This window comes from Actinomadura syzygii (assembly GCF_008085905.1).
Classification (GTDB): domain Bacteria; phylum Actinomycetota; class Actinomycetes; order Streptosporangiales; family Streptosporangiaceae; genus Spirillospora; species Spirillospora syzygii.
Window position 1 is genome coordinate 142279 of record NZ_VSFF01000002.1, and the last position, 25865, is coordinate 168143.

General features: G+C 73.3%; 24 protein-coding genes. 17 read left to right on the top strand and 7 right to left on the bottom strand.

Annotated elements, in window-relative coordinates:
- Nucleotides 1-17: 17 nt before the first annotated feature.
- Nucleotides 18-1082 (top strand): family 2 encapsulin nanocompartment cargo protein polyprenyl transferase, encoded by a 1065-nt coding sequence (locus FXF65_RS04885; protein WP_148348883.1) that lies wholly within the window; start codon nt 18-20, stop codon nt 1080-1082.
- 251 nt (nt 1083-1333) lie between these two features.
- A complete protein-coding gene (locus FXF65_RS04890; RefSeq protein WP_148348497.1) occupies nt 1334-1549 on the top strand; it encodes a hypothetical protein in 216 nt (71 codons plus the stop codon).
- A 34-nt stretch (nt 1550-1583) separates the two neighbouring features.
- Here the strand turns inward: FXF65_RS04890 and FXF65_RS04895 are convergent, their stop codons facing one another.
- Complete coding sequence (locus tag FXF65_RS04895) at nt 1584-2474, bottom strand: LLM class flavin-dependent oxidoreductase (RefSeq protein WP_148348498.1); 891 nt, start codon at nt 2472-2474, stop codon at nt 1584-1586.
- Nucleotides 2475-2540: 66 nt separating this feature from the next.
- A complete protein-coding gene (locus FXF65_RS04900) occupies nt 2541-3767 on the bottom strand; it encodes an ABC transporter substrate-binding protein (RefSeq protein WP_148348884.1) in 1227 nt (408 codons plus the stop codon).
- 456 nt (nt 3768-4223) lie between these two features.
- On the opposite strand from FXF65_RS04900, the gene FXF65_RS45780 reads away from it, so the two are divergent.
- From FXF65_RS45780 to FXF65_RS04925, 5 genes are all read left to right on the top strand, one after another.
- Nucleotides 4224-6821, top strand: a complete 2598-nt coding sequence (locus FXF65_RS45780; protein ID WP_148348499.1) for a sensor histidine kinase — start codon at nt 4224-4226, stop codon at nt 6819-6821.
- A 6-nt stretch (nt 6822-6827) separates the two neighbouring features.
- Nucleotides 6828-7205, top strand: a complete 378-nt coding sequence (locus FXF65_RS04910; RefSeq protein WP_148348500.1) for a DUF742 domain-containing protein — start codon at nt 6828-6830, stop codon at nt 7203-7205.
- A complete protein-coding gene (locus tag FXF65_RS04915; RefSeq protein ID WP_148348501.1) occupies nt 7186-7815 on the top strand; it encodes a GTP-binding protein in 630 nt (209 codons plus the stop codon). The genes FXF65_RS04910 and FXF65_RS04915 overlap by 20 nt, the downstream gene beginning before the upstream one ends.
- Before the next feature lie 10 nt (nt 7816-7825).
- Nucleotides 7826-8887, top strand: coding sequence for a galactose-1-phosphate uridylyltransferase (gene galT / locus FXF65_RS04920; RefSeq protein WP_148348502.1), 1062 nt, complete (start codon nt 7826-7828; stop codon nt 8885-8887).
- Between the two features lie 91 nt (nt 8888-8978).
- Nucleotides 8979-9890 carry a WD40 repeat domain-containing protein gene (locus FXF65_RS04925; RefSeq protein ID WP_148348503.1) on the top strand — a complete coding sequence of 304 codons (912 nt, stop codon included), beginning with the start codon at nt 8979-8981 and terminating at the stop codon, nt 9888-9890.
- Here FXF65_RS04925 and FXF65_RS04930 read toward each other — a convergent pair.
- Both FXF65_RS04930 and FXF65_RS45785 read right to left on the bottom strand, forming a co-directional pair.
- Entirely contained in the window at nt 9887-10639 is a 753-nt protein-coding gene (locus FXF65_RS04930; RefSeq protein ID WP_222868375.1) for an aminoglycoside adenylyltransferase family protein, read from the bottom strand. The two genes, FXF65_RS04925 and FXF65_RS04930, sit on opposite strands and share 4 nt — an antisense overlap.
- Before the next feature lie 143 nt (nt 10640-10782).
- The gene (locus FXF65_RS45785) at nt 10783-10905 is read right to left on the bottom strand and encodes a hypothetical protein (protein ID WP_255220377.1); all 123 of its coding nucleotides are present in this window, start codon (nt 10903-10905) and stop codon (nt 10783-10785) included.
- 182 nt (nt 10906-11087) lie between these two features.
- On the opposite strand from FXF65_RS45785, the gene FXF65_RS04935 reads away from it, so the two are divergent.
- Nucleotides 11088-11663, top strand: coding sequence for a riboflavin biosynthesis intermediates N-glycosidase (locus FXF65_RS04935; RefSeq protein ID WP_148348505.1), 576 nt, complete (start codon nt 11088-11090; stop codon nt 11661-11663).
- 155 nt (nt 11664-11818) lie between these two features.
- Entirely contained in the window at nt 11819-15316 is a 3498-nt protein-coding gene (locus FXF65_RS04940) for a WD40 repeat domain-containing protein (protein ID WP_187412098.1), read from the top strand.
- On the opposite strand, the gene FXF65_RS04945 is transcribed toward FXF65_RS04940, so the two are convergent.
- A complete protein-coding gene (locus FXF65_RS04945; RefSeq protein ID WP_148348507.1) occupies nt 15277-17478 on the bottom strand; it encodes a terpene synthase family protein in 2202 nt (733 codons plus the stop codon). The genes FXF65_RS04940 and FXF65_RS04945 overlap by 40 nt on opposite strands.
- 130 nt (nt 17479-17608) lie before the next feature.
- Here FXF65_RS04945 and FXF65_RS04950 point away from each other — a divergent pair, with 130 nt between their 5' ends.
- The 5 genes from FXF65_RS04950 (at nt 17609) to FXF65_RS04970 (ending at nt 22667) form a co-directional block, all read left to right on the top strand.
- Nucleotides 17609-18007: a phage holin family protein gene (locus FXF65_RS04950; RefSeq protein ID WP_148348508.1), complete on the top strand. Its 399-nt coding sequence runs from the start codon at nt 17609-17611 to the stop codon at nt 18005-18007.
- A gap of 33 nt (nt 18008-18040) precedes the next feature.
- Nucleotides 18041-18916 (top strand): Cgl0159 family (beta/alpha)8-fold protein, encoded by an 876-nt coding sequence (locus FXF65_RS04955; RefSeq protein ID WP_148348509.1) that lies wholly within the window; start codon nt 18041-18043, stop codon nt 18914-18916.
- 31 nt (nt 18917-18947) lie between these two features.
- Complete coding sequence (locus FXF65_RS04960) at nt 18948-19493, top strand: (2Fe-2S)-binding protein (RefSeq protein WP_187412099.1); 546 nt, start codon at nt 18948-18950, stop codon at nt 19491-19493.
- A complete protein-coding gene (locus FXF65_RS04965) occupies nt 19490-20464 on the top strand; it encodes an FAD binding domain-containing protein (protein WP_148348510.1) in 975 nt (324 codons plus the stop codon). The genes FXF65_RS04960 and FXF65_RS04965 overlap by 4 nt, the downstream gene beginning before the upstream one ends.
- 145 nt (nt 20465-20609) lie before the next feature.
- Nucleotides 20610-22667 carry a xanthine dehydrogenase family protein molybdopterin-binding subunit gene (locus FXF65_RS04970; protein ID WP_148348511.1) on the top strand — a complete coding sequence of 686 codons (2058 nt, stop codon included), beginning with the start codon at nt 20610-20612 and terminating at the stop codon, nt 22665-22667.
- A gap of 17 nt (nt 22668-22684) precedes the next feature.
- Here FXF65_RS04970 and FXF65_RS04975 read toward each other — a convergent pair whose 3' ends face one another.
- On the bottom strand, nt 22685-22930 hold the full coding sequence (locus FXF65_RS04975) for a DUF2630 family protein (RefSeq protein ID WP_148348512.1): 246 nt from the start codon (nt 22928-22930) through the stop codon (nt 22685-22687).
- 121 nt (nt 22931-23051) lie between these two features.
- Here FXF65_RS04975 and FXF65_RS04980 point away from each other — a divergent pair, with 121 nt between their 5' ends.
- The 3 genes from FXF65_RS04980 to FXF65_RS04990 all read left to right on the top strand — a co-directional run bounded on the left by FXF65_RS04980 (nt 23052) and on the right by FXF65_RS04990 (nt 24795).
- Nucleotides 23052-23462 carry an STAS domain-containing protein gene (locus FXF65_RS04980; RefSeq protein WP_187412100.1) on the top strand — a complete coding sequence of 137 codons (411 nt, stop codon included), beginning with the start codon at nt 23052-23054 and terminating at the stop codon, nt 23460-23462.
- A 236-nt stretch (nt 23463-23698) separates the two neighbouring features.
- Nucleotides 23699-24493 (top strand): acetate uptake transporter family protein, encoded by a 795-nt coding sequence (locus FXF65_RS04985; protein ID WP_187412101.1) that lies wholly within the window; start codon nt 23699-23701, stop codon nt 24491-24493.
- Between the two features lie 116 nt (nt 24494-24609).
- A complete protein-coding gene (locus FXF65_RS04990; RefSeq protein ID WP_148348515.1) occupies nt 24610-24795 on the top strand; it encodes a hypothetical protein in 186 nt (61 codons plus the stop codon).
- A gap of 44 nt (nt 24796-24839) precedes the next feature.
- On the opposite strand, the gene FXF65_RS04995 is transcribed toward FXF65_RS04990, so the two are convergent.
- Nucleotides 24840-25808 (bottom strand): effector-associated domain 2-containing protein, encoded by a 969-nt coding sequence (locus FXF65_RS04995; protein ID WP_148348516.1) that lies wholly within the window; start codon nt 25806-25808, stop codon nt 24840-24842.
- Between the last annotated feature and the right edge of the window lie 57 nt (nt 25809-25865).

The window sequence follows — 25865 nt, forward strand, 5'->3', positions numbered from 1 at the left end:
GGGGAGACGACCCGGCGATGCTCCGCTGCGACCACCGTCCGGAGCCGGACGATCCCCGGCCGGGCGCCGCCCGCCCGGCGGCCGAGATCCTCGCGTGGAGCCGCCGCCTGCTCGACCCCGCCCTGCGGGACGCGGTCGAGACGATGCCGGACGCGATGCGCGGCATCGCCGCGTTCCACTTCGGCTGGCGCGACGAGCGGGGGCGCCCGGCCGTCGGGGGGGGCGGCAAGGCGGTCCGCCCCGCCCTGACGCTGCTCGCCGCGCGGGCCGTCGGCGGCTCGGCGGACGCGGCGCTGCCCGCCGCCGTCGCCGTCGAGCTGGCGCACAACTTCTCGCTGCTGCACGACGACGTGATGGACGGCGACCTCACCCGCCGGCACCGTCCGACCGCCTGGAGCGTGTTCGGGACGAGCGCCGCGATCCTCGCCGGGGACGCGCTGCTCGCCGCCGCGTTCGAGGCGCTCGCCGTCGAGGGCTCGCCGGTGATCGCCCGCGCGGTGCGCGTCCTCGGCCGGGCGGTGATCGAGCTGGTGGAGGGGCAGAGCGCCGACCTCGCGTTCGAGGAGCGCGGCGACGTGACGGTCGAGGAGTGCCTCACGATGGCGGGCCGCAAGACCGGCGCGCTGCTCGGCGCGTCCTGCGCGCTCGGCGCCCTGCACGGCGGCGCCGACCCGGTCCGCGTCGAGCGGCTCCGCGCGTTCGGGGAGCGGCTCGGCCTGGCCTTCCAGCTGGCCGACGACCTGCTCGGCATCTGGGGCGACCCGGCCGTCACGGGCAAGCCCGTCCACTCCGACCTGCACACCCGCAAGAAGTCGCTGCCGGTGGTCGCGGCGCTGACGTCCGGCGGCCCGGCCGCCGCCGAACTGGCCGCGCTCTACCTGCGCGACGCGCCGCTCACGCCGGACGAGGCGTCCGACGTCGCCATGCTGATCGACGCCGCGGGAGGCCGCGCCTGGGCGGTGGCCCGCGCCGACGCCCTCCTCGCCGAGGCACTGCGCGACCTCGAAGGCGCCGCCGTGCACCCGGCCCCCGCCGCCGAACTACGCGCCGTAGCCCAGTTAATGACCCACCGAGACTTCTGAATCCGGACTACAGACTCGACAGTATGTTCGAGTAGGGTGGCCCGATGCCCCCCGAGCACCACGCCCTACTCCCTGCCCACCCCACGCCCACTACCAGCACCGCCCCCACAGGTGGTGCCGCGCTCAAGGGCGGTGCCGCGCTCACTGCCGGTGCCGCGCCCACGGGCGGTGCCGTGCCTGGGGACCGTGCGGCGTCCGCTGGTGGTGCCGGGGCCGGGGGGCGTGGGCGGGGTGGGGGTGCTCGTGAGCATGTGCCGTTCCTGTGTCCGGCGGGGCATCGGCTCGACCCGGGGCGCGTCATCGTCGGGTGGTCGCCGTGCGTGTGCCCGCCGTGCGACGCGCGCGGCCGCGGGCTGCGCGGCCACCGCACGTACCTGTGCCTCGCCTGCAAGGACGAGCACGTCACGACGAAGTGCTACCTGCCACACCACGTCCCGGTCGCCGACGCCGACTACCGCTGGCCGTAGCCCGCCCGCCTGTGGCACGGGTGGCAGGGTTTTGTTAGGTGGCGCGTTCTTGGGCTACCTGGGCGCGGACGGTCGGTACGACTTCCTCTGCGAACCGTTTGAGTTGGGTTTCTTGGTCGCCTTCGGCCCAGAGGATGAAGGAGTCCATGCCGGAGCCGACGGCGAGGTCGGTCAGTTCGTCCGCCCACTGGGAGGCGGGGCCGCGCAGGAAGCCGTCGGACGCGCCGTCGGTGATCGTCCCGTTGACGTTGTAGAGCCTGCGGACGTCCGCCGGGTCGCGTCCGGCGGCGACGGCGGCCTCGTCGATGCGGGCGTGCAGCGCGGGCAGCTTGTCAGGGGTGGCCCAGGAGGACGAGGGCAGCCAGCCGTCGGCGGCCCGTCCGGTGAGCGCGAGGCCGCGCGGGCCGCCGGTGCCGAGCCACAGCTCGATCCGGTGTGCCGGGACGGGGCCCGCCTTCGCGCCCTTGAGCCGGTAGTGGTCGCCCTCGAAGCGCAGGTTGCGGCCGCCGCTCCACACCTCGCGGATCACGGTGACGGCCTCGGCCAGCGCGTCCGCCGTCTCCTTCGGGGTGCGGCGCGGGCCGCCGAACGCCTCGACCGCCTCCGGGAAGCCGCCGCCGCCGAGGCCGAGCTCGGCGCGTCCGCCGCTCAGCGCGTCCAGGCTCGCGGCGGCCTTGGCCAGCACGGCGGGCGGACGCAGCGGCAGGTTCGCGACGTCCGGGAACACCCGCACCCGGTCGGTGACCGCCGCGATCATGCTGAGCAGCGTCCACGTGTCGACGTAACGTCGCTGGTAGGGGTGGTCCTGCACGCCGATGAGGTCGAGGCCCGCGCGGTCGGCGGCGCGGGCCAGGTCGAGTAGCGGGTCGTCCGCGTCGGGGACGAGGAAGTACCCGAACTCCAGTGGTCTGCCGTAGTCGCCCATGTCCGCCGGAACCCCGGGCCACGCCGCCTTGTTCCCGCCCGTCGCCGCGCCTCCAGGCCCGCGGCGTCAGCCCTTGATCTGGGTCCAGGCTTGGGCCCAGCGGGAGTAGTCGACGCATTTGTCGCCTCGGTCGTCGCCGCAGTCCTTCACGGGGGTCTTCCAGAACGCGAGGCGCTTGTAGAAGCCGGGGTCGCCGACGTGGTACGTCGAGCAGAAGCCCTTCGCGGTGAAGCCGCACGCCTTCGGGTTGGCGGGGGCCTCGCCGAACCACTGCGCGACCTCGGCCTGCACCTTCGGCGTCGTGATCCAGTTCATCCACTTGTACATGCAGGTCGGATGCTGGGCCTTGGACGAGACCATCCACGTGTCGGACCAGCCGGTCGCGCCCTCGTCCGGGATCGTGGTCGCCACCGGCGACCGCTCCGCCATCGCCAGGTTCGCGGTGACCTGCCACGCGGTGCCCGCGTAGTTGTAGCCGCTCTTGAACGACTGGAGTTCGTCCAGGTAGTTGGCCCAGTACTGGTTGACGTTCGGACGCTGCCGCTTGAGCAGCCCGACCGCCGCGTCGAACTGCTCGTCGTCGAGCGCGTACACGTCGGTGATCTTCAGGTCGGGGCGGTGCGCCTTGAGGTACAGCGCGGCGTCGGCGATGTAGATGGGGGAGTCGTAGGCGACGACGTGTCCGGCGGCAGGGGACTTCTCGTCCCAGACCACGCTCCAGGACGTCGGCCGCTGCGAGATCTTGTCCGTCCGGTACATGAGCATGTTGGCGCCGTAGCCGTGCGGCACCCCGTACATCCGGCCGTCGACGGAGTTGTACGGCTGGTTCTTCAGGTAGCCCGCGATATCGCCGTAACTGCTGATCAGACCGGTGTTGACCGGCGCGACCAGCCCGCCGTAGACGAGCCGCAGGCTCGCGTCGCCGGACGCGGACACGCCGTCGTACCGTCCGGTCTTCATCAGCGCGACCATCGAGTCGGACGTGTCGGCGACCTTCGTGTTCACCTTGCAGCCGGTGGCCCGCGTGAACGGGGTGACCCAGTCGACCTTGCGGTCGTTCGAGCCGTTCTCGGCGTAGCCCGTCCAGGCGACGAGGTCGAGCCGCCCTTCGGGCGCGCCGAGTTGCTGGGGCATGTCGATCCGCGGCGGCGCGGCGGGCGAGCCGGAGCCGCCGCTGCACGCGGCGAGCGCCAGCGCGGTGGACAGCGCGCCCACCGCTAGCGCGGCCCCGGTGAGCAGGGCCCGCCGCCGCTTCGGGCGCCGTGATTTCGTCGCTGGAGGAGTACGAGCCATCACGCTGAGGCATCGTAGGGGCATTTCGCCGTGTTCGTGCATACAAAACGTGATGATCTGGAAACTGTCGACACACGGCGGCGCGCGGTTCTAGGCTCTCCTGGGTCGCGCGCCGACCCCCCGCCCCTTTCGTCCCCCGCCCGTTCCGTGTTCCCGTCCGCCCTTGAGCCCCCCGCCCGCTCCGACCCGTCCCCCGCCCGCTCCGACCCGTCCCCCGCCCGCTCCGTCGCCCGCCGACCCGCTCCCCGCCCGCTCCGTCAGCGCCGATTCGTTCCCCACCCGCCCGCTCCGTTCCCCGCCCGCTCTGTCGTCTCGCGCTAGAACCCCGTCGTCGTCCGTCCGAGCGAAAGTTCAGCCGCAGTGTCGAAACGAGGCCCCGCCGTCGAGTCAGCCGCCGGCCACCGGCGGGCTCCCAAGGCCGCGCGATTCCGCTCCATCCGGTTCAAGGTCATCCTGATGGTCACCGTGTCGGTGGTCTCGCTCACCGTGCTGTGGGGGTTCGCCGCGAGCATCGCGCTCGGCGAGGGCCTGAACCTCCGGCACGTGAAGACCGTCCAGGAGCACTACGGGTACCCGTCCGGCGCGCTCGGCAGCGCGCTCCAGGCGGAGCGGCGGCTGTCGGTCGTCTACCTCGGCGGACGGCTGGAGGGCGACCGGGCCTCGATGGAGTCCGGACGGCTCGTCACCGACCGGCAGGCCGACCTGTTCCGCCGCCTGGCCGCCGACCGGTCCGCCCGCGACGCCGCGCCCGCCGACACCCGGCGGCTGGCCGACCGGATCCTCGCCGAGCTGAACGGCCTGGACGCCCGCCGCCGCGCCATCGACGCGGGCCGCACCGACCGGGGCCGCGCGTTCGCCGACTACACGGCGCTGCTCACCGACGTCGGCTCGCTGCAGGGCTCGCTCGCCACGCTGAACAACTCCGAGGTCGCGAAGGACGCCCGCAACGAGGCGTCGCTGACCCGCGCCCGGGAGGTCCTCGCCCAGGAGGACGCGCTGCTCGCGGGCGCGCTCGCCGCCGGGCGGATCACGCCCGAGGAGCACGCCCAGTTCATCAAGCTCGTCGGGACGCAGCGCTCCCTCTACGGGTCGGCGTCCGCCGAGCTGCGCGCCGCCGACCAGGCGTACTACCGGCGGGTCGTGGCGATGCCCGAGCACGGGCGGCTGCGGACGCTGGAGGACCGGTTCGTCGCGTCGGCGCGTCCGGTGGCGGCCGCGGGCGGGCCGGGCGGCGTGCTGTGGAAGACGACCGCCGACTCGAACCTCACCCGGCTGCGCGGCCTGGAGCTCGCGGTGTCGGCGGGCGCGGAGAAGCGCGCCGAGCCGATCTCGTCGGGCATCATCGTGCGGGTCGTCCTCGCGGGGACGCTCGGCCTCGTCGCGGTCATCGCCTCGCTCGTCCTCGCGATCTGGGTCGCGCGGTCGGTCGTCCGCGAGCTGGCCGGGCTGCGCCGGGAGGCGCTCGACCTCGCCGACGTGCGGCTGCCCGGCGTCGTCCGGCGGCTGCGGCGCGGCGAGGAGGTCGACGTCGTCGCCGAGGCGCCGCCGCTGGCGTTCGGCACCCGCGAGATCGACCAGGTCGGGGACGCCTTCAACGCCGCCAGGCGGACGGCGATCCAGAGCGCGGTCGAGGAGGCCACGCTCCGCCGCAACGTCAGCGACGTGTTCGTGAACCTCGCCCGGCGCAGCCAGACGCTGCTGCACCGCCAGCTCAAGCTGCTGGACGCGATGGAGCGCCGCATCGAGACCCCCGACGACCTGGAGGACCTCTTCCGCGTCGACCACCTCGCCACCCGCATGCGGCGGCACGCGGAGGGCCTGATCATCCTGTCCGGGCAGGCGCCGGGCCGCGGCTGGCGCAGCCCGGTCGCGATCGTGGACGTCGCCCGCGCCGCCGCGTCCGAGGTCGAGGACTACACCCGCGTCAACGTCGCGCCGATGACCCGCGCCGCGATCGTCGGGCCCGCCGTCGCCGACGTGATCCACCTGCTCGCCGAGCTGATCGAGAACGCCACCGCGTTCTCGCCGCCGCACACGACCGTCCAGGTGCAGGGGCAGGCGGTGTCGCACGGCTTCACGCTGGAGGTCGAGGACCGCGGGCTCAGCATGGACGAGCCGAGCCTCGCCGCCGCGAACCAGCGGCTCGCGACGGCCGCCGAGTTCGACCTGTCCGACAGCGCGCAGCTCGGCCTGTTCGTGGTCGGACGGCTCGCGCGCCGGCACAACATCCGGGTCACGCTGCGGACGTCCCCGTACGGGGGGATGACGGCGATCGTGCTGCTGCCGGAGGAGCTCGTCGTCCCGGACGACGCGGACGCCGAGCGCGGCACGCCGTCCCTCACCACGCGCCGGGCCGAGGACGCGCTCGTCCCCGTCGGCACGGTCGTCGGCGGGCAGCGCCGCGGCGCCCCGGCCGGGATCGGCGGCCCGTTCGACGACGGCTTCGACCAGGGCCCGGGTCTCGGCGCGGAACCGGGGCTCGACGAGGGCGGGTCCGTCCTCCAGCTGCCGGGACGGCACGCCGCGCCCGTGCCGCCGCCCGCCGCCTCCGCCCCGCCGCCACCGCCGCGGGAGGGCCCGCCGCCCGGCCCGCGCTCCGGCCCGGACGCGCAGACCGGCCCGATCCCCGTGTTCGAGGAGCCGGTGCAGGGCCCGCTGCCCAGGAAGCGCCAGGCGCCGTCGGCGTGGGGCGAGCCGCCGTCCGCGTCCATGCCGCCGTCCGCCGCCGAGCCGCCGCCCCCGGCACCGCCGCCGCCCCCGAAGCCTTCGAAGCCCGGCGTGCCGAGGTCGCCGCGCGACGTCCGGCGGCGTCCCGCGACCGGGGACGCGGCCGCGCGCCCGTCGCTGCCGAAGCGCGTCCGGCAGGAGAACATGGCGTCGCAGCTCCGCGAGCAGCAGCCGCTCGGCGCGCCGCCCCCGCCGGGCGCCGCCGAGCGCCCCGGCCGGAGCCCCGAGGAGCTGCGCTCGATGATGTCGTCCATCCAGCGCGGGACGCGGCGCGGCCGCGCCGAGATCGTCGACGACGCCCGCACCGCCGGCGACGAGGACACGTGACGGACCATGACCGGTCCTGGCAGCGAATGGCTCGATGACGAGGCGGGGCCCATCGTCCGTTCGTACGCGCTCACGCGCGGGCGCGCCCGCCCCGCCACCGGCGACGCGTTCGACATGATCACGATCATCTCGACGGCGGCGCGGCCCCGCGGCGGCGCGCCCGGCATCGGGCCCGAGCACTTCGACATCCTGGAGATGTGCGTGCAGCCCCAGCCGGTGGCGGAGATCGCCGCGCGGCTGCGGCTGCCGCTGGTCGTCGTCCGGGTGCTGCTCGGCGACCTGCTGCACCACCGGCTGATCACCGCGACCCGTCCCCGACCGGAGAGCACGCTCTCCAAGGAACGTCTGCTGAGGGAAGTGCTCCATGGTCTCCAAGCGCTCTGAGGGCGCGCGCTCCGACGAGGCCGCCGGGGATCCGCCCGTCCCCGTGGCGGTGAAGATCCTCGTCGCGGGCGGGTTCGGGGTCGGCAAGACGACGCTGGTCGGGTCGGTCAGCGAGATCCGCCCGCTGCAGACCGAGGAACTGCTCACCGACCGCGGCGTGGGCGTCGACGACACCGAGGGCGTCGAGCAGAAGACGACCACCACGGTCGCGATGGACTTCGGCCGCATCACGATCCGCGACGGGCTCATCCTCTACCTGTTCGGCACGCCCGGCCAGGACCGGTTCTGGTTCATGTGGGACGAGCTGTCCTACGGCGCGCTCGGCGCGGTCGTGCTGGCCGACACGCGCCGCCTCGCCGACTGCTTCCCCGCCGTCGACTACTTCGAGAACCGGGACCTGCCGTTCGTCATCGCCGTGAACTGCTTCGACGACGGCTACGACTACACCCCGGACGAGATCAGGGAGGCGCTCGACCTCGTCCCGGAGACGCCGGTCGTGCTCTGCGACGTGCGCGACCGCACGTCCGGCAAGGACGTGCTGACCGCGCTCGTCAAGCACCTGCTGGCCGTGCACGAGGCCGGGACGGGGCACATCACCCCCGCGCTGTAGGGTCCCGGTCGTGCACCGGACCCGCGCTCGGCTGTCGGACGGCCGCGAGATCGTCTACTACGACGAGGCGCCCGGCCGGACGCCCGTCCCCGACCCGCGCGGGCTGCCGCCGGTCGAGCCGGTCTGCGAGGTCCGGCGCGACCCGCTGACCGGCGACCACGTCACGATCACCGCGCACCGCAACGCCCGCACGTTCCTGCCGCCCGCGGACCGGTGCCCGCTCTGCCCGGGCGGACTCGCGTCCGAGATCCCCGACCCGGCGTACGACGTCACGGTGTTCGAGAACCGGTTCCCGTCGTTCGACGCGCGCACCCCGCCCGCCCCGGCGACGGCCCCGGACGGCGTCGAGCGCGCCCGCGGCGCCGGACGCTGCGAGGTCGTGTGCTACACCGACGACCATTCCGCGTCGCTCGCGACGCTGCCGGTGTCCCGCGTCCGGACGGTCGTGGACGCCTGGGCCGACCGCACCGCCGAACTGTCCGCGCTCCCGGACGTCGAGCAGGTCTACGTCTTCGAGAACCGGGGCGCCGAGATCGGCGCGACCCTGCACCACCCGCACGGGCAGATCTACGCGTACCCGTTCGTCCCGCCGCGCACCGGGCGGACGCTCGCGATGGCGGCGGCGCGTCCGGGCCTGTTCGGCGACGTGCTGGCGGCCGAGCGGGACGGCCCGCGCGTAGTGCTGGCGGGCGAGCACTGGACGGCCTACGTCCCCGCCGCCGCGCGCTGGCCGGTGGAGGTGCACCTGACGCCGCACCGGCACGTCCCGGACCTCGCCGCGCTCGACGGTGCCGAACGCGACGAACTCGCCGTCCTGTACCGCGACCTGCTCCGCCGCTGCGACGCCCTCTACGCGGCGCCGCTCCCGTACGTGGCGGGCTGGCACCAGGCGCCGGTCGGGGAGGGGCGCGACCTCGTCCGGCTGCACCTGGAGCTGTTCTCCGTCCGGCGCGCCGCCGGAAAGATCAAGTATCTGGCCGGGTCGGAGTCGGGCATGGGAGCGTGGATCAACGACGTCCCGCCCGAGGAGGCCGCGGCACGGCTCCGCGCGGCCGGTGAACCGCCCGCCTAGCGCGATCCGATCCACTCGGCCCGCCCACCGGATGGGCACGGTTTCGCCACTTCGCGGAACGATCTCCGTCCGGTGCCCTACCCTCCGTCGCATGCCCGAAAGCGTGCTGGCGTCCCCGCTGGCGGACGGCTCGTTCGACGGCGTCGCCGCGGCGTCCGGGGGGACCTCGCTGGCGTTCGCCTCCCAGGCCGGTCAAGGCGTCAACACCGGTCTCGTGTGGGACCTGGCGTCGCGCGCCGTGCTCGGCCCGCCGATCCCCGACTTCCCCGCCGACCGCGCCGACTGGACGTTCGGCGTGCCCGTCGCCGGCACCCCGCTCGTGGCCTGGACGCACCGCGACCGCGTGCACGTCCAGGGTCCCGGCAGCGGGCACGAGCTGGTCATCGACGGCCAGCCCGACATGCTCGGCCTCGCCGCGCACGGCGGCCGCGGCGCGGTCGTCGCGGTGTTCGGCCCGGCGAACGACGCGCGCGTCGCCGTCTGGGACGCGCTGTCCGGCGACCGGCTCGCGGAGTTCGCGCTCTGGCTCGGCCACGGCACGGCCATCGACCGCTCGATCCTGCACGCGGCGCCCGCGTCCGGCCCGCTCGTCGCCCTCGCCGGTGAGGCGGACGTCCTCGTCCTCGACGTGGAACGCGGCGAGGACATCGCGGCCCTCCCGTTCGGCGACGTGGTGCTGGCCGCGTCCGCGCGGGGGCCGGTGCTCGTCCAGCCGGCGCGGAACGCGCTGCACGTCCGGTGCCTGAACGGCGACTGGGTCGCGGTCCTCACCGTCCCCGGGCCGTGCCGTCCGGTGGCTGCCGCCGGGGACGGCCGCTCGCTCCTCGTCGCCGCCGCGCTGGAGGACGACCCCTGCACGATCCTCGCCTGGGACGTCGACGACTCCACGCCGTCCCACGACGTCAAGGTCCCGGCCCCGGTCGCCGAGCTGGCCCTCAGCCCGGACGGGACGCTCCTCGCCGCCACCGACGACGGCCTCTACACCGCCCGCCTGCGCCCCTAGCCGCCCGCGTCCCCGATCAGACCGGCGAGATGGTCCGCGAACGGCCGGAGCCGGGGACGGAGGTCGTCCCAGCGGTCGCCGTCCCGCCCGAGGTAGATCGACTTCGCGCGGGCGAGGACGGGACGGTGCTCGTCCGGCAGCCGGTCGAGCGCCCAGTCGGCGGCGGCGTCCTTGGCGCGCATCTCGCCCGTCGCCGCCGTCGCCCAAATGCGCGCCAGGGTCAGGACGACGTTGCGCGTGTCCGTCTCCAACTCCGCGAGGAGGTCCGGGATCTCGGCGGTCATCCCGCGGACGAGGTCGCCGTGCGGGACGGGGTCGAGCGCCTCGCCGGGCGGCGGCCCGAACAGCGCCCGGCCGCCGAACAGGACCATGGTGAGCAGCGGGGCCAGGTCGGGGCTCGGATGCGGCGGCGACGTCCACCCGCGCTCGAATTCGTCGCGCAGCCATTCGCCGTACTGGAATTCGCATTCCGGTGGGAAACGCCACGGCCGGACCGCGTCCTGGACGACCACGGTCAGCTCCACCGGACGCTTCTCGCCCCGCGCCGGATAACACGATTCTTCGAGCAGCCGTCCGCTGATAATCCGGCGTTGGGCGTCCGTCATCGGGCGTTTCACGACGGCGAGGACGTCCAGGTCGCTGTGCGGGCCCAGGCTGCCGAGCCCGGCCGAACCGTGCAGGTAGGCGCCCACGGCGTCGTCGCCGAACACGTCGCGGACGAGCCGGACGACGGTCTCCGTCTGCGTCAAAAGCCGCTCCCTTCCCGTCCCGCGGACGCTACCGGCGGACGGCGCCCGGAGAAAGCGCGGAACCATAGGAAAGGCCGCAGGTGGAAACGCGAAGCCCGCCCGAGCGTCCCGGGCGGGCTTCGATCTATTCGGCCGGACGGCCGTCAATGCGCGGCTCCCTCTCTCGCCTCCGCCTCGGCGGGACGCTCCGCGTCCTGCTCCGCCGGGCGCCGCTCGGGCCACGCGACGATCTTGGTGCGACGAGGGTTCGCCAGAGGGGTGCTCATCTTCGGTACTGTCCTCCTGATTCGGCCGGGCCACGAACAAGGAAATGTTCCCGACCCCGGACCCGGTTCCGCAAAATGGTCTAGACCGCGTGCCCCCGCGCGGACCGCGGCGATCCTTTCAACCACCGCCGCGGTCCGTTGATTCCCCCCCCCCCCCCGGGGGCGAAGAAAGGACGCCGCCCATGACGGAGAGCGAACCGCGTGACGCCCTTTCGGCGCGGTCGGTGGCGGAACTGATCCCGGCCGCCGAGGCGGGCGGCGTCAAATTCCTGTTCTTCTGGGGCCATCGGAAGCGCGGGCCGGGCTATCTCAGCCAATGGTGGCCCGCCTCCTTCACCGTGGACGGGACCGTCTACGCGACCGCGGAGCACTACATGATGGCGGAGAAGGCCCGCCTCTTCGGCGACGCGGAAACGGCGGCGGCGATCGTCGCCGCGTCCCATCCGGGCGAGGTGAAAGCTCTCGGACGGCGCGTCCGGGGCTTCGACGAGGACGCCTGGCGGGACGCCCGGGCCGCCATTGTCACGAAGGGCAACGAGGCGAAGTTCGGACAGAACGAAGAACTGCGCGAATACCTCGTCGGCACCCGGAACCGCGTCCTGGTCGAGGCGAGCCCCCTGGACCGCGTATGGGGCATCGGCCTGGCCGCCGACGACCCCCGCGCCGGACGCCCGGCAGCCTGGCAGGGCCTGAACCTTCTGGGCTTCGCCCTGATGACCGTCCGCGATTCACTCAGCTCGGATCTGCCCCGGGAATGACCATCGGGTCTCCCAGGGGTGAGGTGTGGCGGTGCCGACTGATGAACCGCGGGTGACGCGCAAGTAGCATGGCGCAGCGGTTCGTGCGTGATTCCCGGTTCGGAGGATGGTGTATGCGGGGGCGCCGGCAGGGTCCTGTCTTTCCCGGTTATCTGATGATTCTGCTGGTGGCGCTGCTGGGCCTGGCATTGCAGGTCTCGCCGCAGACGACGCACGTCGTGCAGAAATGGGCGCTGCCCGTCATCATCCTGTGCATGTTGCTGATCCCGGTCGTCCTGGCCTGGGAGAAGGGGCAGGAACGGCGCAATCTGGCGCGGCCGACATGGAAGAACGAGCGGTCCCCCTACCCCGGGCTGGACGCGTTCACCGAGGACGACGACGGCGTCTTCTTCGGACGCGACGCCGAGATCCAGGAACTCGTCGAGCGGCTGAGGCCGGGCGGCGAGCCGCGGTCGATCGCGGTGACCGGGCCGTCCGGCGTGGGCAAGTCGTCGCTGCTGCACGCGGGAGTGCTGCCGCGCGTCGAGCAGCAGCGCCGCTGGCTCGTGCTGCCGCCGATGACGCCCGAGGACGACCCGTTCCGGTCGCTCGCCTACAGCATCGCCGACGCCCTCGGCGCCGACGCGCCGGACGCGGACGTCATCGCCGACGAGCTGCGGCGCGACCCGCAGCGGCTGCGCCGGTACCTCGGCGCGCTGCGCCGCGGGCGCCGCAACCGGTCGGTGCTGCTCGTCATCGACCAGGCCGAGGAGATCCTGACGCTCGGCGGCGATGACGACGCCTTCCTCGGCATGGTCCGCGACGCCCTCGACGCCGACCCGAAGCTGTGGGTCGTTTCGGTGTTCCGGGCCGAGTTCCTGACGACGTTCCTCAGCGGCGGGTTCGCCGAGATGTTCCGGCACCCGTTCACGGTCACCGCGCTCGACCGGGCGGCGCTGCGGACGGTGATCCGCGAGCCGGCGGAACGGGCGGGCCTGACGTTCGAGCCGCCGGAGCTCGTCGCGCAGATGGCCGACGACACCGGCGACGGCACCGCCCTGCCGCTGCTCGCCTACCTGCTGCACGAGCTGTACCTGCACGTCGGCCGGAACGGCACCGTCACCGCCGAGGACTACCGCCGGACGGGCGGCGTCGACGGCGCGCTGACCCGGCGGGCCGACCGGCTGCTGGCCGAACTGGAGGCGCTCGACCCGGCGCCGCCCGTCCTGCCGACGCTGCTGAGGTTCGTCAAGTTCACCGAGGGGCGGCCGACCCGGCGGCGGGTCGCGGCGGACGAGCTGGACGAGCCCGCCCGCCTCGTCGTGGACGCGTTCGTCCGCGAACGGCTGTGCACCAGCGGGCGCGACGGCGAGCAGGCCGTGTTCGACGTCTCGCACGAGGCGCTGTTCTCCGCGTGGGCGCCGCTGCGGCAGACGATCGCGCTGCACGCCGAGACGCTGCGCCGCATCGCCGACCTGGAGCAGTGGGCCGCCGAGTGGGACCGCTACGGCCGCCAGGAGGCGTACCTGCTGCGCGGCGACCGGCTGGCCGGGGCGCGCAAGTGGGTCGCGGAGGCCGCGGGCCTCGCCGCGGTCGAGCCGCTGGCCGCCGAGTTCGTCGAGATCTCGCACCGCTCGGACGGCGTCGCGATGCGGCGGCTGGCCGACTCGATCGCCCGGCAGGCGCTCACCGGCTTCCGGACCGACCCGGAGCGCAGCCTGCTGCTGGCCCTCGCCGCGCACGAGGAGTGCGCGCCGACGCCGCTGGCGCGGCGGGCGCTGTCGGCGGCGCTCGCGGTGTCCCGGGTGCGCGGCGTGCTGCGCGGCCACGAGGACCGGATCTGGTCCGTCGCCTGGTCGCCGGACGGCGCCCTCGTGGCGACGGCGTCGTCCGACCGGACGGTGCGCGTCTGGGACGCGGCCACCGGCGCCGAGGTGGCGGCGCTGCGCGGGCACGAGGGCCCGGTCGTGGCGGTGGCGTGGTCGCCGGACGGGCTGCGCCTCGCGTCCGCGTCCGACGACGGGACGGCGCGCGTGTGGGACGCCGCCGCGCACGCCCGCGTCGCCGTCCTGCGCGGGCACCGCGACATGGTCTGGGGCGTGACCTGGTCGCCGGACGGCGCGAGCGTCGCGACGGCGTCCCGCGACGGCGACGTCCGGATCTGGGACGCGGCGGACGGCACGGCGACCGCGACCCTCACCGGCCACGGCGGCTGGGTCCGCGACGTGGCCTGGTCACCGGACGGCACGCGCTTGGCCAGCGCCTCCGACGACCGCACGATCCGGATCTGGGACGCGGAAACCCACCAGGAGACGGCCGTCCTGGAAGGGCACGAGGACACGGTCCGCACCGCCGTCTGGTCGCCGGACGGAACGCGGCTGGCGAGCTGCTCCTACGACCGGACGGGACGCGTCTGGGACGTCGAGTCCGGCGCCTCGGGGCCGGTGCTGCGCGGCCACGCCGACCTGGTGTGGTCGATCGCCTGGTCGCCGGACGGCGCGCGGCTCGCGACCGCCTCGCACGACCGCACGATCCGGCTGTGGTCGGCGGCGGAGGGCACCGAGCTCGCGGTGTTCCGCGGGCACGGCGAGCCGCTGCGGGCGGTGGCGTGGTCGCCGGACGGCGACCGGCTGGCCAGCGGGTCCAACGACCGGACCGTGCGGTTCTGGGACGCCGAGCGCGCCGCGGAGATCGAGGTGCTGCGCGGCCACGACGGCGCGGTGTCGGCGGTCGACTGGTCGGCGGCGGGAGTGCTCGTCACGGCGTCCCACGACCGGACGGCGCGGATCTGGGCGCCCGGCGGCCCGCGCGTGCTGCGCGGGCACTCCGACGGGGTGTGGGCGGCGGCGTGGTCGCCGGACGGCGCGCGCGTCGCGACCGCGTCCCGCGACCGGACGGTGCGGGTCTGGAGCGCGGACGGCGCGGAGCTGGCCGTCCTGGCCGACCACGGCGACTGGGTGCGGGCCGTGGCCTGGTCGGCGGACGGCGACCGGCTCGCCTCGGCGTCCGACGACCGGACGGTCCTGGTCCGGCGCTGGCGGGACGGCGGGGAGCCGCTCGCGCTGCGCGGCCATGGCGACACCGTCCGCGCGGTCTCGTGGTCGCCGGACGGCGAGCGCCTCGCGAGCGGGTCGGCCGACGGCACCGTGCGGGTCTGGGAGACGCGGACGGGCCTGCAGCTCATGGTGCTGAACCTGCCGCGGAGCGCCGTCCGCGCGATGGCGTGGTCGCCGGACGGACGGTTCATCGCGGCGCTGTGCGGCGACTCCGAGGTGCAGATCTGGAACGCCGCGGACGGCGCGGAGGTGTCGGTGCTGACCGGGCACGACGGCTGGCTGTGGTCGGTGCGGTGGTCGCCCGACGGGTCACGGGTCGCGACCGCGTCGATGGACCGGACGGTCCGGATCTGGGAGCCGGAGACCGGGCGGGAGCTGTCGGTCGCGGCCGTCCACGACGACGAGGTGCTGGACGTCGCGTGGTCGCCGGACGGCGGCCGCCTCGCGACCGCGTCCGCGGACCGGACGCTGCGCGTGTGGGAGGCGGTCACCGACGGCGCGGCGCTCGTCGAGCGGGCGCGCGGCCGGGTCTTCCGGCGGCTCACCGACGACGAGCGCCACACCCTGATGATCCCCGCTCAGCGGGCCGCGCCGGAGGGCGAGCCCTCCCCGGCCTGAGCGCCCGCCGAACCGGAACGCGCGGCCGCCAGGCGGAAGGCCGAGGTGCCGGGCCCGGACGGGAACGGGACGCGCGGGCGCGGCGCCGCCCGCTCGTGGTAGCGGTCGCTCTCCCGGTGCCACTTGAGGATGCCCGCCATCCAGTCGCGCAGTTCGTCGAGGTAGGAGGCCAGCGCGGTGCGGGCGGTCGCGTCGAGGCCGAGTTCGTCGCAGAGGGCCGGGAGCTCGTGCTCGGCCAGCTGCTCGAACTGCTGTCGGCGTGACGTGATGAGGTCGTTGACGATGGGGAGCGCCTCGTCGCGTCCGCAGCCGAAGAAGTTCTGCACGGCGAGGACGCCGTTGTTCAGCTCCCCCTCGTACTCGATCTCCTTCTGGTAGGAGAAGCAGTCGTTGATGAGGCAGCCGACGTCCATGACGGACGCCTCGATCTCGCGGAGGGTGCGGGTCTCGAAGACGTGCGCGGGAATCTCGTGGGCGCGCCCGATCCGGGAAAGGGCCATCGTCAGCTCGGAGCCGAAAGTGCGGCGGCGCATTTCGAGGTAGTCGACCGGGTCGGGGACGCGCGACTGGAGGTGGTTGTTCAGTTCCCAGAGCCAGCTTTCGACCATGTGCTCGACGGTCGCGCGGAACTCGCGCCTGCCGTCGTGGTTCATCGTCTCGGCGGTGCGCCGCCATACGTCGCCGAGGGCGGCCTCGAACGGGTTCTCCGGGGCAGGCACGACGCCGCAGTCGAGCGGCATGAACGCCGAGGCACGGGCCGCGAACAGTTTCGCGCCGCCCATGTCGCGGTCGCGGTTGTAGACGGCGGGAAAGTAGTCGTCGCCGTAGGTTCCGCAGGCCAGCCACTGGACGCCGAGGTCGAGGGCGTCCGGAGAGGCGTCCGGGGCGAGGGACGCGCCGCAGATCTCCAGCGCCATTCCGGTGACCGACTCCGCGCTCCAGATCGGGTCGGGCAGGCGCGGCTGCGGGTCGAACATGCCCATCTCGCGGCACCATTCGACGGTCCCGCGCCCGGCGGCGGCGCGATGCGGGTTGACGCGCGCCGGGTAGGGGACGTCGAAGTCGGGCAGCGGCGTCGGCCCCACCCGCTGGTGGGGGACGTGCGGCAGGCTGATCCGCGCGGACCTTAGCAGCGCGGGAATCCGGGTCGCCGACATGCCGATCGGCTTCTTCTTGTTCATGTAGCGGCTGGAGCGCAGGTGCCATTCATGGCATCCGGACTGCCAGTCTTGAAGTGCCTTCACATACGCGGACACGCTCGCCCGCTCGACGGGTTTCAGACGATGGTCCTCGAACAGTTGCGGTAGTTCGGTGACGGCCGTGTTCTCGAACTGGCGGAGCCGGGACGTCAGCAGGTCGTTGACCGTGTCGGCGGCGACCTGCGGGACGACGTCCAGGAACCGCTCCATCACCAGGACGGAGTTGTTGATCTCGCCCTCGGACTCGGTCTCGCGCTGGTAGGAGAAGATGTCGTTCCGCAGGTGGACGCCGTCGGCGAAGGTGTCCTTGAGGACGCGCAGCGGCCGCGTCCCGACGACGCGCTCGGGGACCTCGATGCCCGCCGCGTGCTCGGCCAGGTCGGCGGACCACGGCGCGCCGCCGACCTTGCGGCGCATCTCGACGTACTCGACCGGGTTCGGGATACGCCCCGTGCTGATGTTGGACAGCTCCCACCGCGACTCGCGCAGCAGGTTGAGCGTGCTCTCGGAGAAGCGGGCGAGCCACGCCTGCGACTTGGCGGGGACGGTGCGCGCCCACAGGTCGGCGAGCCCGCGCTCGACGGCGTTGCGGGGCTCGGGCGGGTCGAGCGACATGAACAGCGGGAGCCGGTCGAGGTAGACGCGGGCGCCCTCCTGGTCTTGCGGCTTCTTGAAGACCTCTAGGAAATGGTCGTCGAAGTAGAACACCCAGACGTACCAGTCGGTGACGAGGTCGAGTTCGGTGGCGTCGCAGTCGGGGTGGGTGTAGGCGCAGAGGAGGGCGTAGTCCATCGCTTCGAGCTGGGACGCGGTCCAGACGTCGGGAGTGCCGGGGTCGCGGGCGTCGTCCAGCATCCGCATCTCGCGCGCCCAGGCCATGGTGTGCGTCCGCGCGCTCTCCAGGTGCGGGTTCAGCCGGGCGGGATACGGGACGTAGAAGTCGGGCAGCTCAAACGGTTGCATAGACCGGCCTCTCTGTCGGAGTACGGGTCCCCGGGACCATCGGGAACGCAACCTACCGCATTCGACAAGTTACGAACGGTGACATTGTGCTCTCTCGATTCTTCGGCAAAGCCGTGGGTAAAGCGTGGTCATGAAGCAGGCGCGCGAGGCCGCGCGGGCCGTCGACCCGGTGGAGCAGAATCTTCTGCTCGCCAGGCGGGTCGCCGAAGCCGCGCAACAAGAGATGTTGGAGAAGGCCAGGCGGCGCGTCCCGGCGTTGGGGCTGGGCGTCGTCGCCGGGGCGTTCGGGATGCTGGCGACGGCCGCCACGTACCGGATGAACGTCCTGCTGCTGGAGCGGAGGCTGCCCCCCGAGGTGGCGGCGCTCGTGGCGGCGACCGTGTACGGCGGCGGCGCGGGCGCGGCGGCGCTGGCCGCGTCCCGCAAGTGGCGGGGCCAGCCCGCGCCCGTGCCCTCCGAGACGGCGGGCCAGGTCGCGGAGATACTCACCGGAACCGAGCTGCCGACGCAGCGTGACCGGTCGGATTGACACCGGGCGTCGGACGTCACCAGACTCGGCGGCGTGCGGATCAGCGAGTTGGCCGAGACCCGCGCGCTCCGTCCCGAGGCGGTCGCGACGGCCGCGGCGGCACGGGCGCGCTGGTCCGGGGGGTCCGGGCGGTTGCTGCTCGTCGCGGCGGACCAGCCCGCCCGCGGCACGCTCGGGGTGGACGGCGACCCGGTGGCGATGGCCGACCGCGGCGAGCTGCTCGAACGGCTGTGCGTGGCGCTGGAGCGCCCCGGTGTGGACGGTGTGCTGGGCACGCCGGACGTGATCGAGGATCTGCTGCTGCTGGGCGTCCTGGACGGCAAGGTCGTGATCGGTTCGATGAACCGGGGCGGCCTGGCCGGGACGTCGTTCGAGATCGACGACCGCTTCACCGCCTACGACGCCGACGCGATCGCCGCGTCCCGCCTGGACGGCGGCAAGATGCTCCTCCGCATCGACGACTCCGACCCCGCCACCGCGCGAACGCTGGAGGGCTGCGCGCACGCGGTGACGGCGCTGGCGGCCCACCGGCTGACGGCCCTGGTCGAGCCGTATGTGTCGCACCACGTCGAGGGACATGCGCGGAACCTGCTGTCGCCCCAGGCGATGATCCGGGCGGTGTCGGTCGCGTCGGGGCTCGGCGCGACGTCGGCGTACACGTGGCTGGGCCTGCCGGTCGTGGCGGAGGTCGAGCGGGTCGTCGCGGCGACGACGCTGCCCGTCTTGCTGCTCGGCGGCGACGCGTCCGGCGATCCGGGTCCGGCGTTGGACGGCTGGCGCCGCGCCCTGCGGACGCCCGGCGTGCGCGGCATCGTCGCCGGACGGTCGCTGCTGTACCCGCGCGACGGGGACGTCCGCGCCGCCGTGGACGCGGCCGCCGAACTCCTGCGAGCCGCCGAACCCCTGTGATCGGTGGGCGATCCCGGGTAGGGGCCCGGGCATGGACAGCGAAGCCACCCCGGTGCACGCCGACCTCACCCTGGTCGTGAACGGACGCGAACACCGGCTCAACGTCGACACCCGCGCGTCCTTGCTGGACGTCCTGCGCGAGGACATCGGGCTCACCGGCTCGAAGAAGGGTTGTGACCACGGCCAGTGCGGCGCTTGCACTGTCCTGATCGAGGGACGCCGCGCGAACGCCTGCCTCGCCCTGGCCGTCGCCCATGACGGGGCCGAAGTCGTCACGGTCGAAGGGCTCGCGGATGGCGAGCGGCTCAGCCCCGTCCAGGAGGCGTTCATCGAGAACGACGCCTTCCAGTGCGGGTACTGCACGCCAGGCCAGCTCTGCTCCGCGACGGGCATGTTGGACGAGGTCGACCAAGGCTGGCCCAGCGCGGTGACAGCCGACGTCAGCACCGAACCCGTCCTGGACGACGACGAGATACGCGAACGGATGAGCGGCAACCTGTGCCGGTGCGGCGCCTACGTCGGCATCGTCGCCGCCGTACGCGCCGGGGCCCGGAGCAGGGAGGCGGCGGAGGCATGAGGCCGTTCACCTACGAGCGCGCCACCAGCGCCGAGGACGCCCTTAACCGCCACGACGGCGACGCCTACTACCTTGGCGGCGGCACCAACCTGGTGGACCTCATGCGCCTCGGCGTGGAGACCCCGGCCAGGATCGTGGACGTCGCGCACCTCCCGTACGACCAGGTCCAGCTGAACCCGGACGGCGGCGTCCTCATCGGCGCGGCCGTGACCAACAGCGCGCTCGCCGCCGACCGGACGGTCCGCGAAGGGCATCCGATGCTGGCGCAGGCCGTCCTGGCGGGGGCGTCCGGACAGATACGCAATATGGCGACGGTCGGCGGCAACCTCCTCCAGCGCACCCGCTGCTCCTACTTCCAGGACATCGCCAAGCCGTGCAACAAGCGAGACCCGGGAAGCGGATGTCCGGCCATAGAGGGCGAGCACCACAACCTGGCGATCCTGGGTCATTCGCAAGCATGCGTGGCGACGCACCCATCCGACATGGCCGTGGCTTTGGCCGCGCTCGACGCGCTGGTCCACATCAGGGGTCGTGCCGGAGCGCGCGTCGTCCCGATTGAAGACTTCTACCGGCTCCCAGATGACGCACCGGAGCGCGACACCGTGCTCGACCCCGGCGACCTCATCACGGCGGTGGAGGTTCCGCTGCTCGGCATGCCGTCCCGGTACCGGAAGGTCAGAGAGCGCGCGTCGTTCGCGTTCGCGCTGGTCTCGATAGCGGCTTCCCTGGACGTGGTCGGCGGCCTGGTGCGCGACGTCCGGCTGGCACTGGGCGGCGTCGCCCACCGGCCGTGGCGCGCCCGCCGCGCCGAGGAGGCGCTGCGCGGCGCGCCCGCCACGCCTGACGCCTTCCGCGCCGCCGCCGACGCCGAACTGGCCGAAGCCGAGCCGCTACGCGACAACGCCTACAAGGTGCCCCTCGCCCGCAACCTGATCGTCCAGACGCTTACGGAGCTGGAGGAGACGTCATGACCGGAGCGAAGCGAGGATCATGGCGCCGACCTCCGGAGGTCTGGGGGTCGCCCCCCAGAAAGGCAGGGCATGACCGGAGCGAAGCGAGGATCATGGCGCCGACCTTCGGGGGCCTGGGGGGCGCCCCCCAGAAAGGCAGTGCGTCATGACTGAACGGCTTGAGAGTCGGGAGAAGGTCACGGGTGCCGCGCGTTATGCGTTCGAGTACCCCGTGGAGAACGTCGCGTATGCGGCGGCCGTGCAGGCGAGTGTCGGACGAGGCGAGGTCCTGTCCGTCGACATCGAGGCGGCGCAGAGGCTTCCTGGGGTGCTCGCCGTCCTGTCCCATGAGAACGCGCCGCGAGTGGACAGCGAGCCAGACGGCGAACTGGCGCTTTTCCAATCCCGGACGGTCTCCTACCGCGGACAGTTCGTCGCGGCCGTCATAGGCGAGACGCTCGAAACCGCACGGGAGGCAGCACGTCTCGTCCGGGTCGAGTACGCGGCGGAGGACCCCGACGTCCGGCTCCGCACCGACCACCCCGGTCTCTACAAGCCCGACAAGGTGAATCCCGTGTTCCCCGCCGACACCGAGCTGGGCGAACCGGAGGCGGCGTTCACCGATTCGGCGGTGCGCGTGGACGTCACCTACACGACCCCCGCCGAGCACAACAATCCGATGGAGCCGCACACGACGCTCGCCCTCTGGGACAAGGACGGGTCCCTTCTGCTCTACGACTCGACCCAGGGCGCGTCGTCCGTCCAGTCGACCATCGCGAAAGTGTTCGGTCTCGACCCGACGCAGGTACGTGTCATCGCCCCGCACGTGGGCGGTGGGTTCGGTTCCAAGGGGAGCCCCAGGCCTAATGTCGTCCTGGCGGCGATGGGGGCTCGGGTGACGGGGCGTCCGGTCAAGTTCGCCGTCCCCAGGCAGCAGATGTTCGCGACGACCGGCTACCGGACGCCGACCGTCCAGCGGTTCAGGCTGGGCGCGGACCCGGACGGACGCCTCAACGCGATCCTCCACGACGTGTTCGAGCAGACGTCCACGGTCAGGGAGTTCGCCGAGCAGACGGCGACACCCACCCGGACCATGTACCAGGCACCGAACCGGCGAACGTCCCACCGGCTCGTCGCCCTGGACGTCCCCACCCCGTCATGGATGCGCGCCCCCGGCGAGACGCCCGGCATGTACGCGCTGGAATCGGTGATGGACGAACTCGCCGTCGTCACCGGCGTCGACCCGGTGGAGCTGCGCGTCCGCAACGACACCGACCGGGAGCCGGAGAGCGGCCTGCCGTTCAGCTCCCGCAACCTCGTCGCCTGCCTCCAGGAGGGTGCCGACCGCTTCGGCTGGGCCGGCCGCGACCCCGCGCCCGGCGTGCGCCGGGAAGGCCGCAGGCTCGTCGGGACGGGCGTCGCCGCGTCCACCTATCCCGCCTACATGCAGCCCGGCCGGGCGATCGCCCGCGCGGAGCCGGACGGCACGTTCACCGTCCGCATCGCCGCCGCCGACATCGGCACCGGCGCCCGCACCGCGCTCACCCTGATCGCCGCCGAGACGCTCAAGGAGGACATCGACCGGGTCACGGTCGAGATCGGGGACAGCGCCTTCCCGCGCGCGTCCGTCGCGGGCGGCTCGTCCGGGACGGCGAGCTGGGGGACGGCCGTCGTCCGCGCCTGCGAGTCCCTGCGCGGCAGGCTGAACGGCGAGGTGCCGCCCGAGGGGCTGGAGGCGTCGGCCGACACGTCCGCCGAGGTCAAGAACCGGGACGAATACGCCCGACACGCCTTCGGCGCACAGTTCGCCGAGGTCGAGGTGGACGCCGACACCGCCGAGATCTGCGTCCGCCGCATGCTCGGCGTGTTCGCCGTCGGGCGCGTCCTCAACCCGATGACCGCCCGCTCCCAGTTCATCGGCGGCATGACGATGGGCATCGGCATGGCGCTGATGGAGGAGAGCGTCATGGACGGCGAGTTCGGCGACTACCTCAACCGCGACCTCGCCCAGTACCACGTGCCGTCCTGCGCCGACGTCCGCGACGTCGACGCGTTCTGGGTGGAGGAGTCCGACCCGCACCTGAACCCGATGGGGTCCAAGGGGATCGGCGAGATCGGCATCGTGGGCGCGGCGGCGGCCGTCGGGAACGCCGTCCACCACGCGACGGGCGTCCGCGTCCGGGACCTGCCGATCACCCCGGCGAGGCTCCTGCCGCACCTCTGACCGCCTGGGCGCGGGCCCTACTGCCGGTAGCCCTCGACCTCCCCGGCGGGACGGACGTGCGCGTCGTCCGGGTTCTGGCCCGCCGCGATCCGGGCCCGGCGCTGGCGGAGCAGGTCCCAGCACTGGTCGAGCGCCACTTCGAGTTGGCGGAGCCGCTGCTGCGCGTCCGCATTGCTGGTCTCGGCGCGCTCGTGCGCCTGTCGCAGCGCGTGCTCCTCCTCGATGAACTCGTTGATACGTTCCAGGATCGCCTTCTCGTCCATGAAATGGCTCCCGATCGTGGTTTTCCGGCCCGGTAGGGCTCAGGAGGGGCCGACAGATGAGAGCCTTGCATATACGGAGCCGCACACGGTAGCGGCGCCCCCGGTCCGAGGCGAGGAGCGGATGACGGTCTGGCGGATCACCGAAGGCGAGGGCGGCACCGAGCCCGGCGAGCGCGGCGTGCCGTGCGACATCGTCGAGCACGACACGGCGCTGCTGCGCATCGCCGCCGCGACCGGGTCCCCGTGGCTGCTGATGGCGGGGGAGATCGACGTCTCGAACTCCTCGGACGTGACGCGCGCCGTGCGCGGCGCCCGCGCCCGCGGGGCGGGGGACGTCCACGTCGACCTCGGCGCCGTCGAGTTCGTGGACGTCGCGGGCCTGCGCGCCTTCACGCTGGCCGCGGGCGAACTGCACGAGCGGGGGCGGATGCTCGTCCTGCACGCGGTGTCGACGCACCTCGACAAGCTGTTCGGGCTGATCGGCTGGAGCGAGACACCCGGGCTGCGCATCCACTGCCGTCCCCGCGCCTGAACGCGCCCCGCGCCTGAACGCGACGGGCGAACCAGTTGGCGCCCGAACCGGCCGGGTCATCGGTTCGCCACGCATTTCTCGCCATTCGGCAAAGGCGGGACTCATTTGCCGGATATATCCCTCAACATCCAGTCTGGGGCAGTTTGATCCACTAAAGCCCGGTTAGGAGGGGGCTACAGCTCTCGATTCCAGAGGGGGATCTCATGGTAAGGCGTAGAGAGCGCGCGGAAACGCCGGTGTCCCACGAGCACGCCGGGGCGGCGGAGGCCGCCGAGGGCGCCACGACCGTGGCCCCGGGCCATCGCGGGGGCGACCTGCCGGGCGAGCACGCCCTGTGGGAGGACAGGACCCGCATCTCCTTGACGCCCATCGCGGCGCCGTCCATCCTCGGGCTGTTCGGGCTCGCGGGGGCGTTCATGATGGTGGGCGCCTGGCAGGCCGGCTGGTACGGCAACGCCGCCACGCCGCTGATCCTGTGGCCGTTCGTGCTGACCTTCGGCGGCCTCGCCCAGTTCCTGGCGGGCATGTGGGCCTACCGGGCGCGGGACGGCCTGGCCACGGCGGTCCACGGCATGTGGGGGGCGTTCTTCCTCGGCTGGGGCTTGTTCTTCATGCTCGTCAGCATCGCCGCGGTCCCGGTGGCGCTGGTGCCGACGCTCGGCACCCTCCGCGAGGGCTTCGCCTTCTGGTGGGTGGCCCTGGCGGTGATCAGCGGCCTCGCGGCCCTCGCGGCGCTCGGCGCGAACCTGATGTTCGCGCTGCTGCTGGCGTGCCTCGCGGTCGGCTCGGGCTTCACCGCGGCCGGCTACTGGACCCCGTCCACCTGGTCCCTGGACGTCGGCGGCTGGCTGTTCGTCGCGGCCGCGGTCCTGGCCCTGTACGTGGCCGCCGCGATGATGATGGAGAACACCTTCGGCCGGACGATCCTGCCGACCTTCAAGACGCGCGTCGCGGGCAACGTCCCCGGGCGTCGCGGGACGAGGCCGCTCGAGTACCGCATGGGCGAGCCCGGGGTCCGGATCGGCCAGTGATCTCCGGCGTTTCGCCTTGACATTCCCGTTGCCCTATGCTGGGCCGATCCTGGGGAACAGTTCTGGCGGGGGACGACCCTCCGCACTCCCCGGAACGGCTCGGAAGGGGAGCGGGAATGTCATCGGCGGTCCGGCGGACGTGGCGGCGCCTCGTCCAGAGCTACACGCTGCTGTGCGCGCGTGACGACGCGGCGGAGCGCGGCGTCACGATCCCCAGCGGCATCTGGGCCTGTGTGCGCTGCCACCAGGCCCATCTCGAACTCTCGACCCTCCACCACCACCTCCGCACCGGGCAGTGCTGATCCGGCGCTGACCCGGCCCGGACAGCCGCTCACCGGTCAGCCGCTCAGAGGAACTGGGCGATGGCCTGCTCCAGGCGGTGGACCGACAGCGACTCCCCGGCCAGCCCCTTGGTCACGTCGACCAGCTCCTTCAGCCCGCCCGGATAGTCCAGGCAGGTCGAGAGGATGGCGAAGCAGTCGAGGCGCGCCTCGGACTGCCGGGAGACGGCCCCCGCGATGTCCCGGCGCAGCGCGCCGACGACCCGCTCGCGGCCCTGCGCGGAGCCGAGCAGCGGGACGTCCAGCATCCGGTCCACCAGCGTGAAGATCGTCGGCCGGTCCGGCGCGGGCTCCCCGGCGAGCGTCGGCGGCGAGGCCGTCGCCACGTCCAGCGGAGCCGCCGGAAGGAGGGCGGCGCCCCCCTGGATCCGGATCCACGCGGAGGCGTCGGTCTCCTTGACGGCGACGTCGACGCGCCGGTAGTCGTCCGGGACGATCCGTCCCGCCGCGCGCCGGACGACGTCCTCGAAGACCCGCTCGGACACGATCAGCGAGAACCACGCGCCCGACTCGCGGAGCGCCTCCTTGAAGGCGGGCGCGTCCAGGATCCGGAAGGCGTGGTTCACGGCCGCGCCGACCAGCCCCCGCCCGTCGAAGTCGGCGTCGCCGGTGTGGACCGACACCCGCAGCCTGATCTGGGCGATGTCCGCGGCGACCTTGTTGTAGCGGGCCAGTTCGGCGCGCAGCGTGTCGGCCACGTCGACCAGCAGCGGTTCGACGGGGACGTCGGGCGGCAGGGCGAGGAGCACGCCGTCCCCGCGGTCCTCCCAGTAGGAGTCGGCGAAGGAGATCCCGCCGGCCGCGAGGCTCGTCTCCAACCGCGTGTACAGGGCGTCGCGCATGTGCCGCCGGACGTCGTCGGTCCGGTCCGTGTCCCCGAAGCCCGCGATGTCGCATCCGACGATGACGCAATGCCCCGAGGGACGCCATCCGGCGCGAACCCCCTCGCGACGAATAGATTCGTCCGGCGTCATAGGCCCGCTGGTCCCTCCGGTCGTCGTCAGGCCCCCGGTTTCAACTCTGCTGCCTTT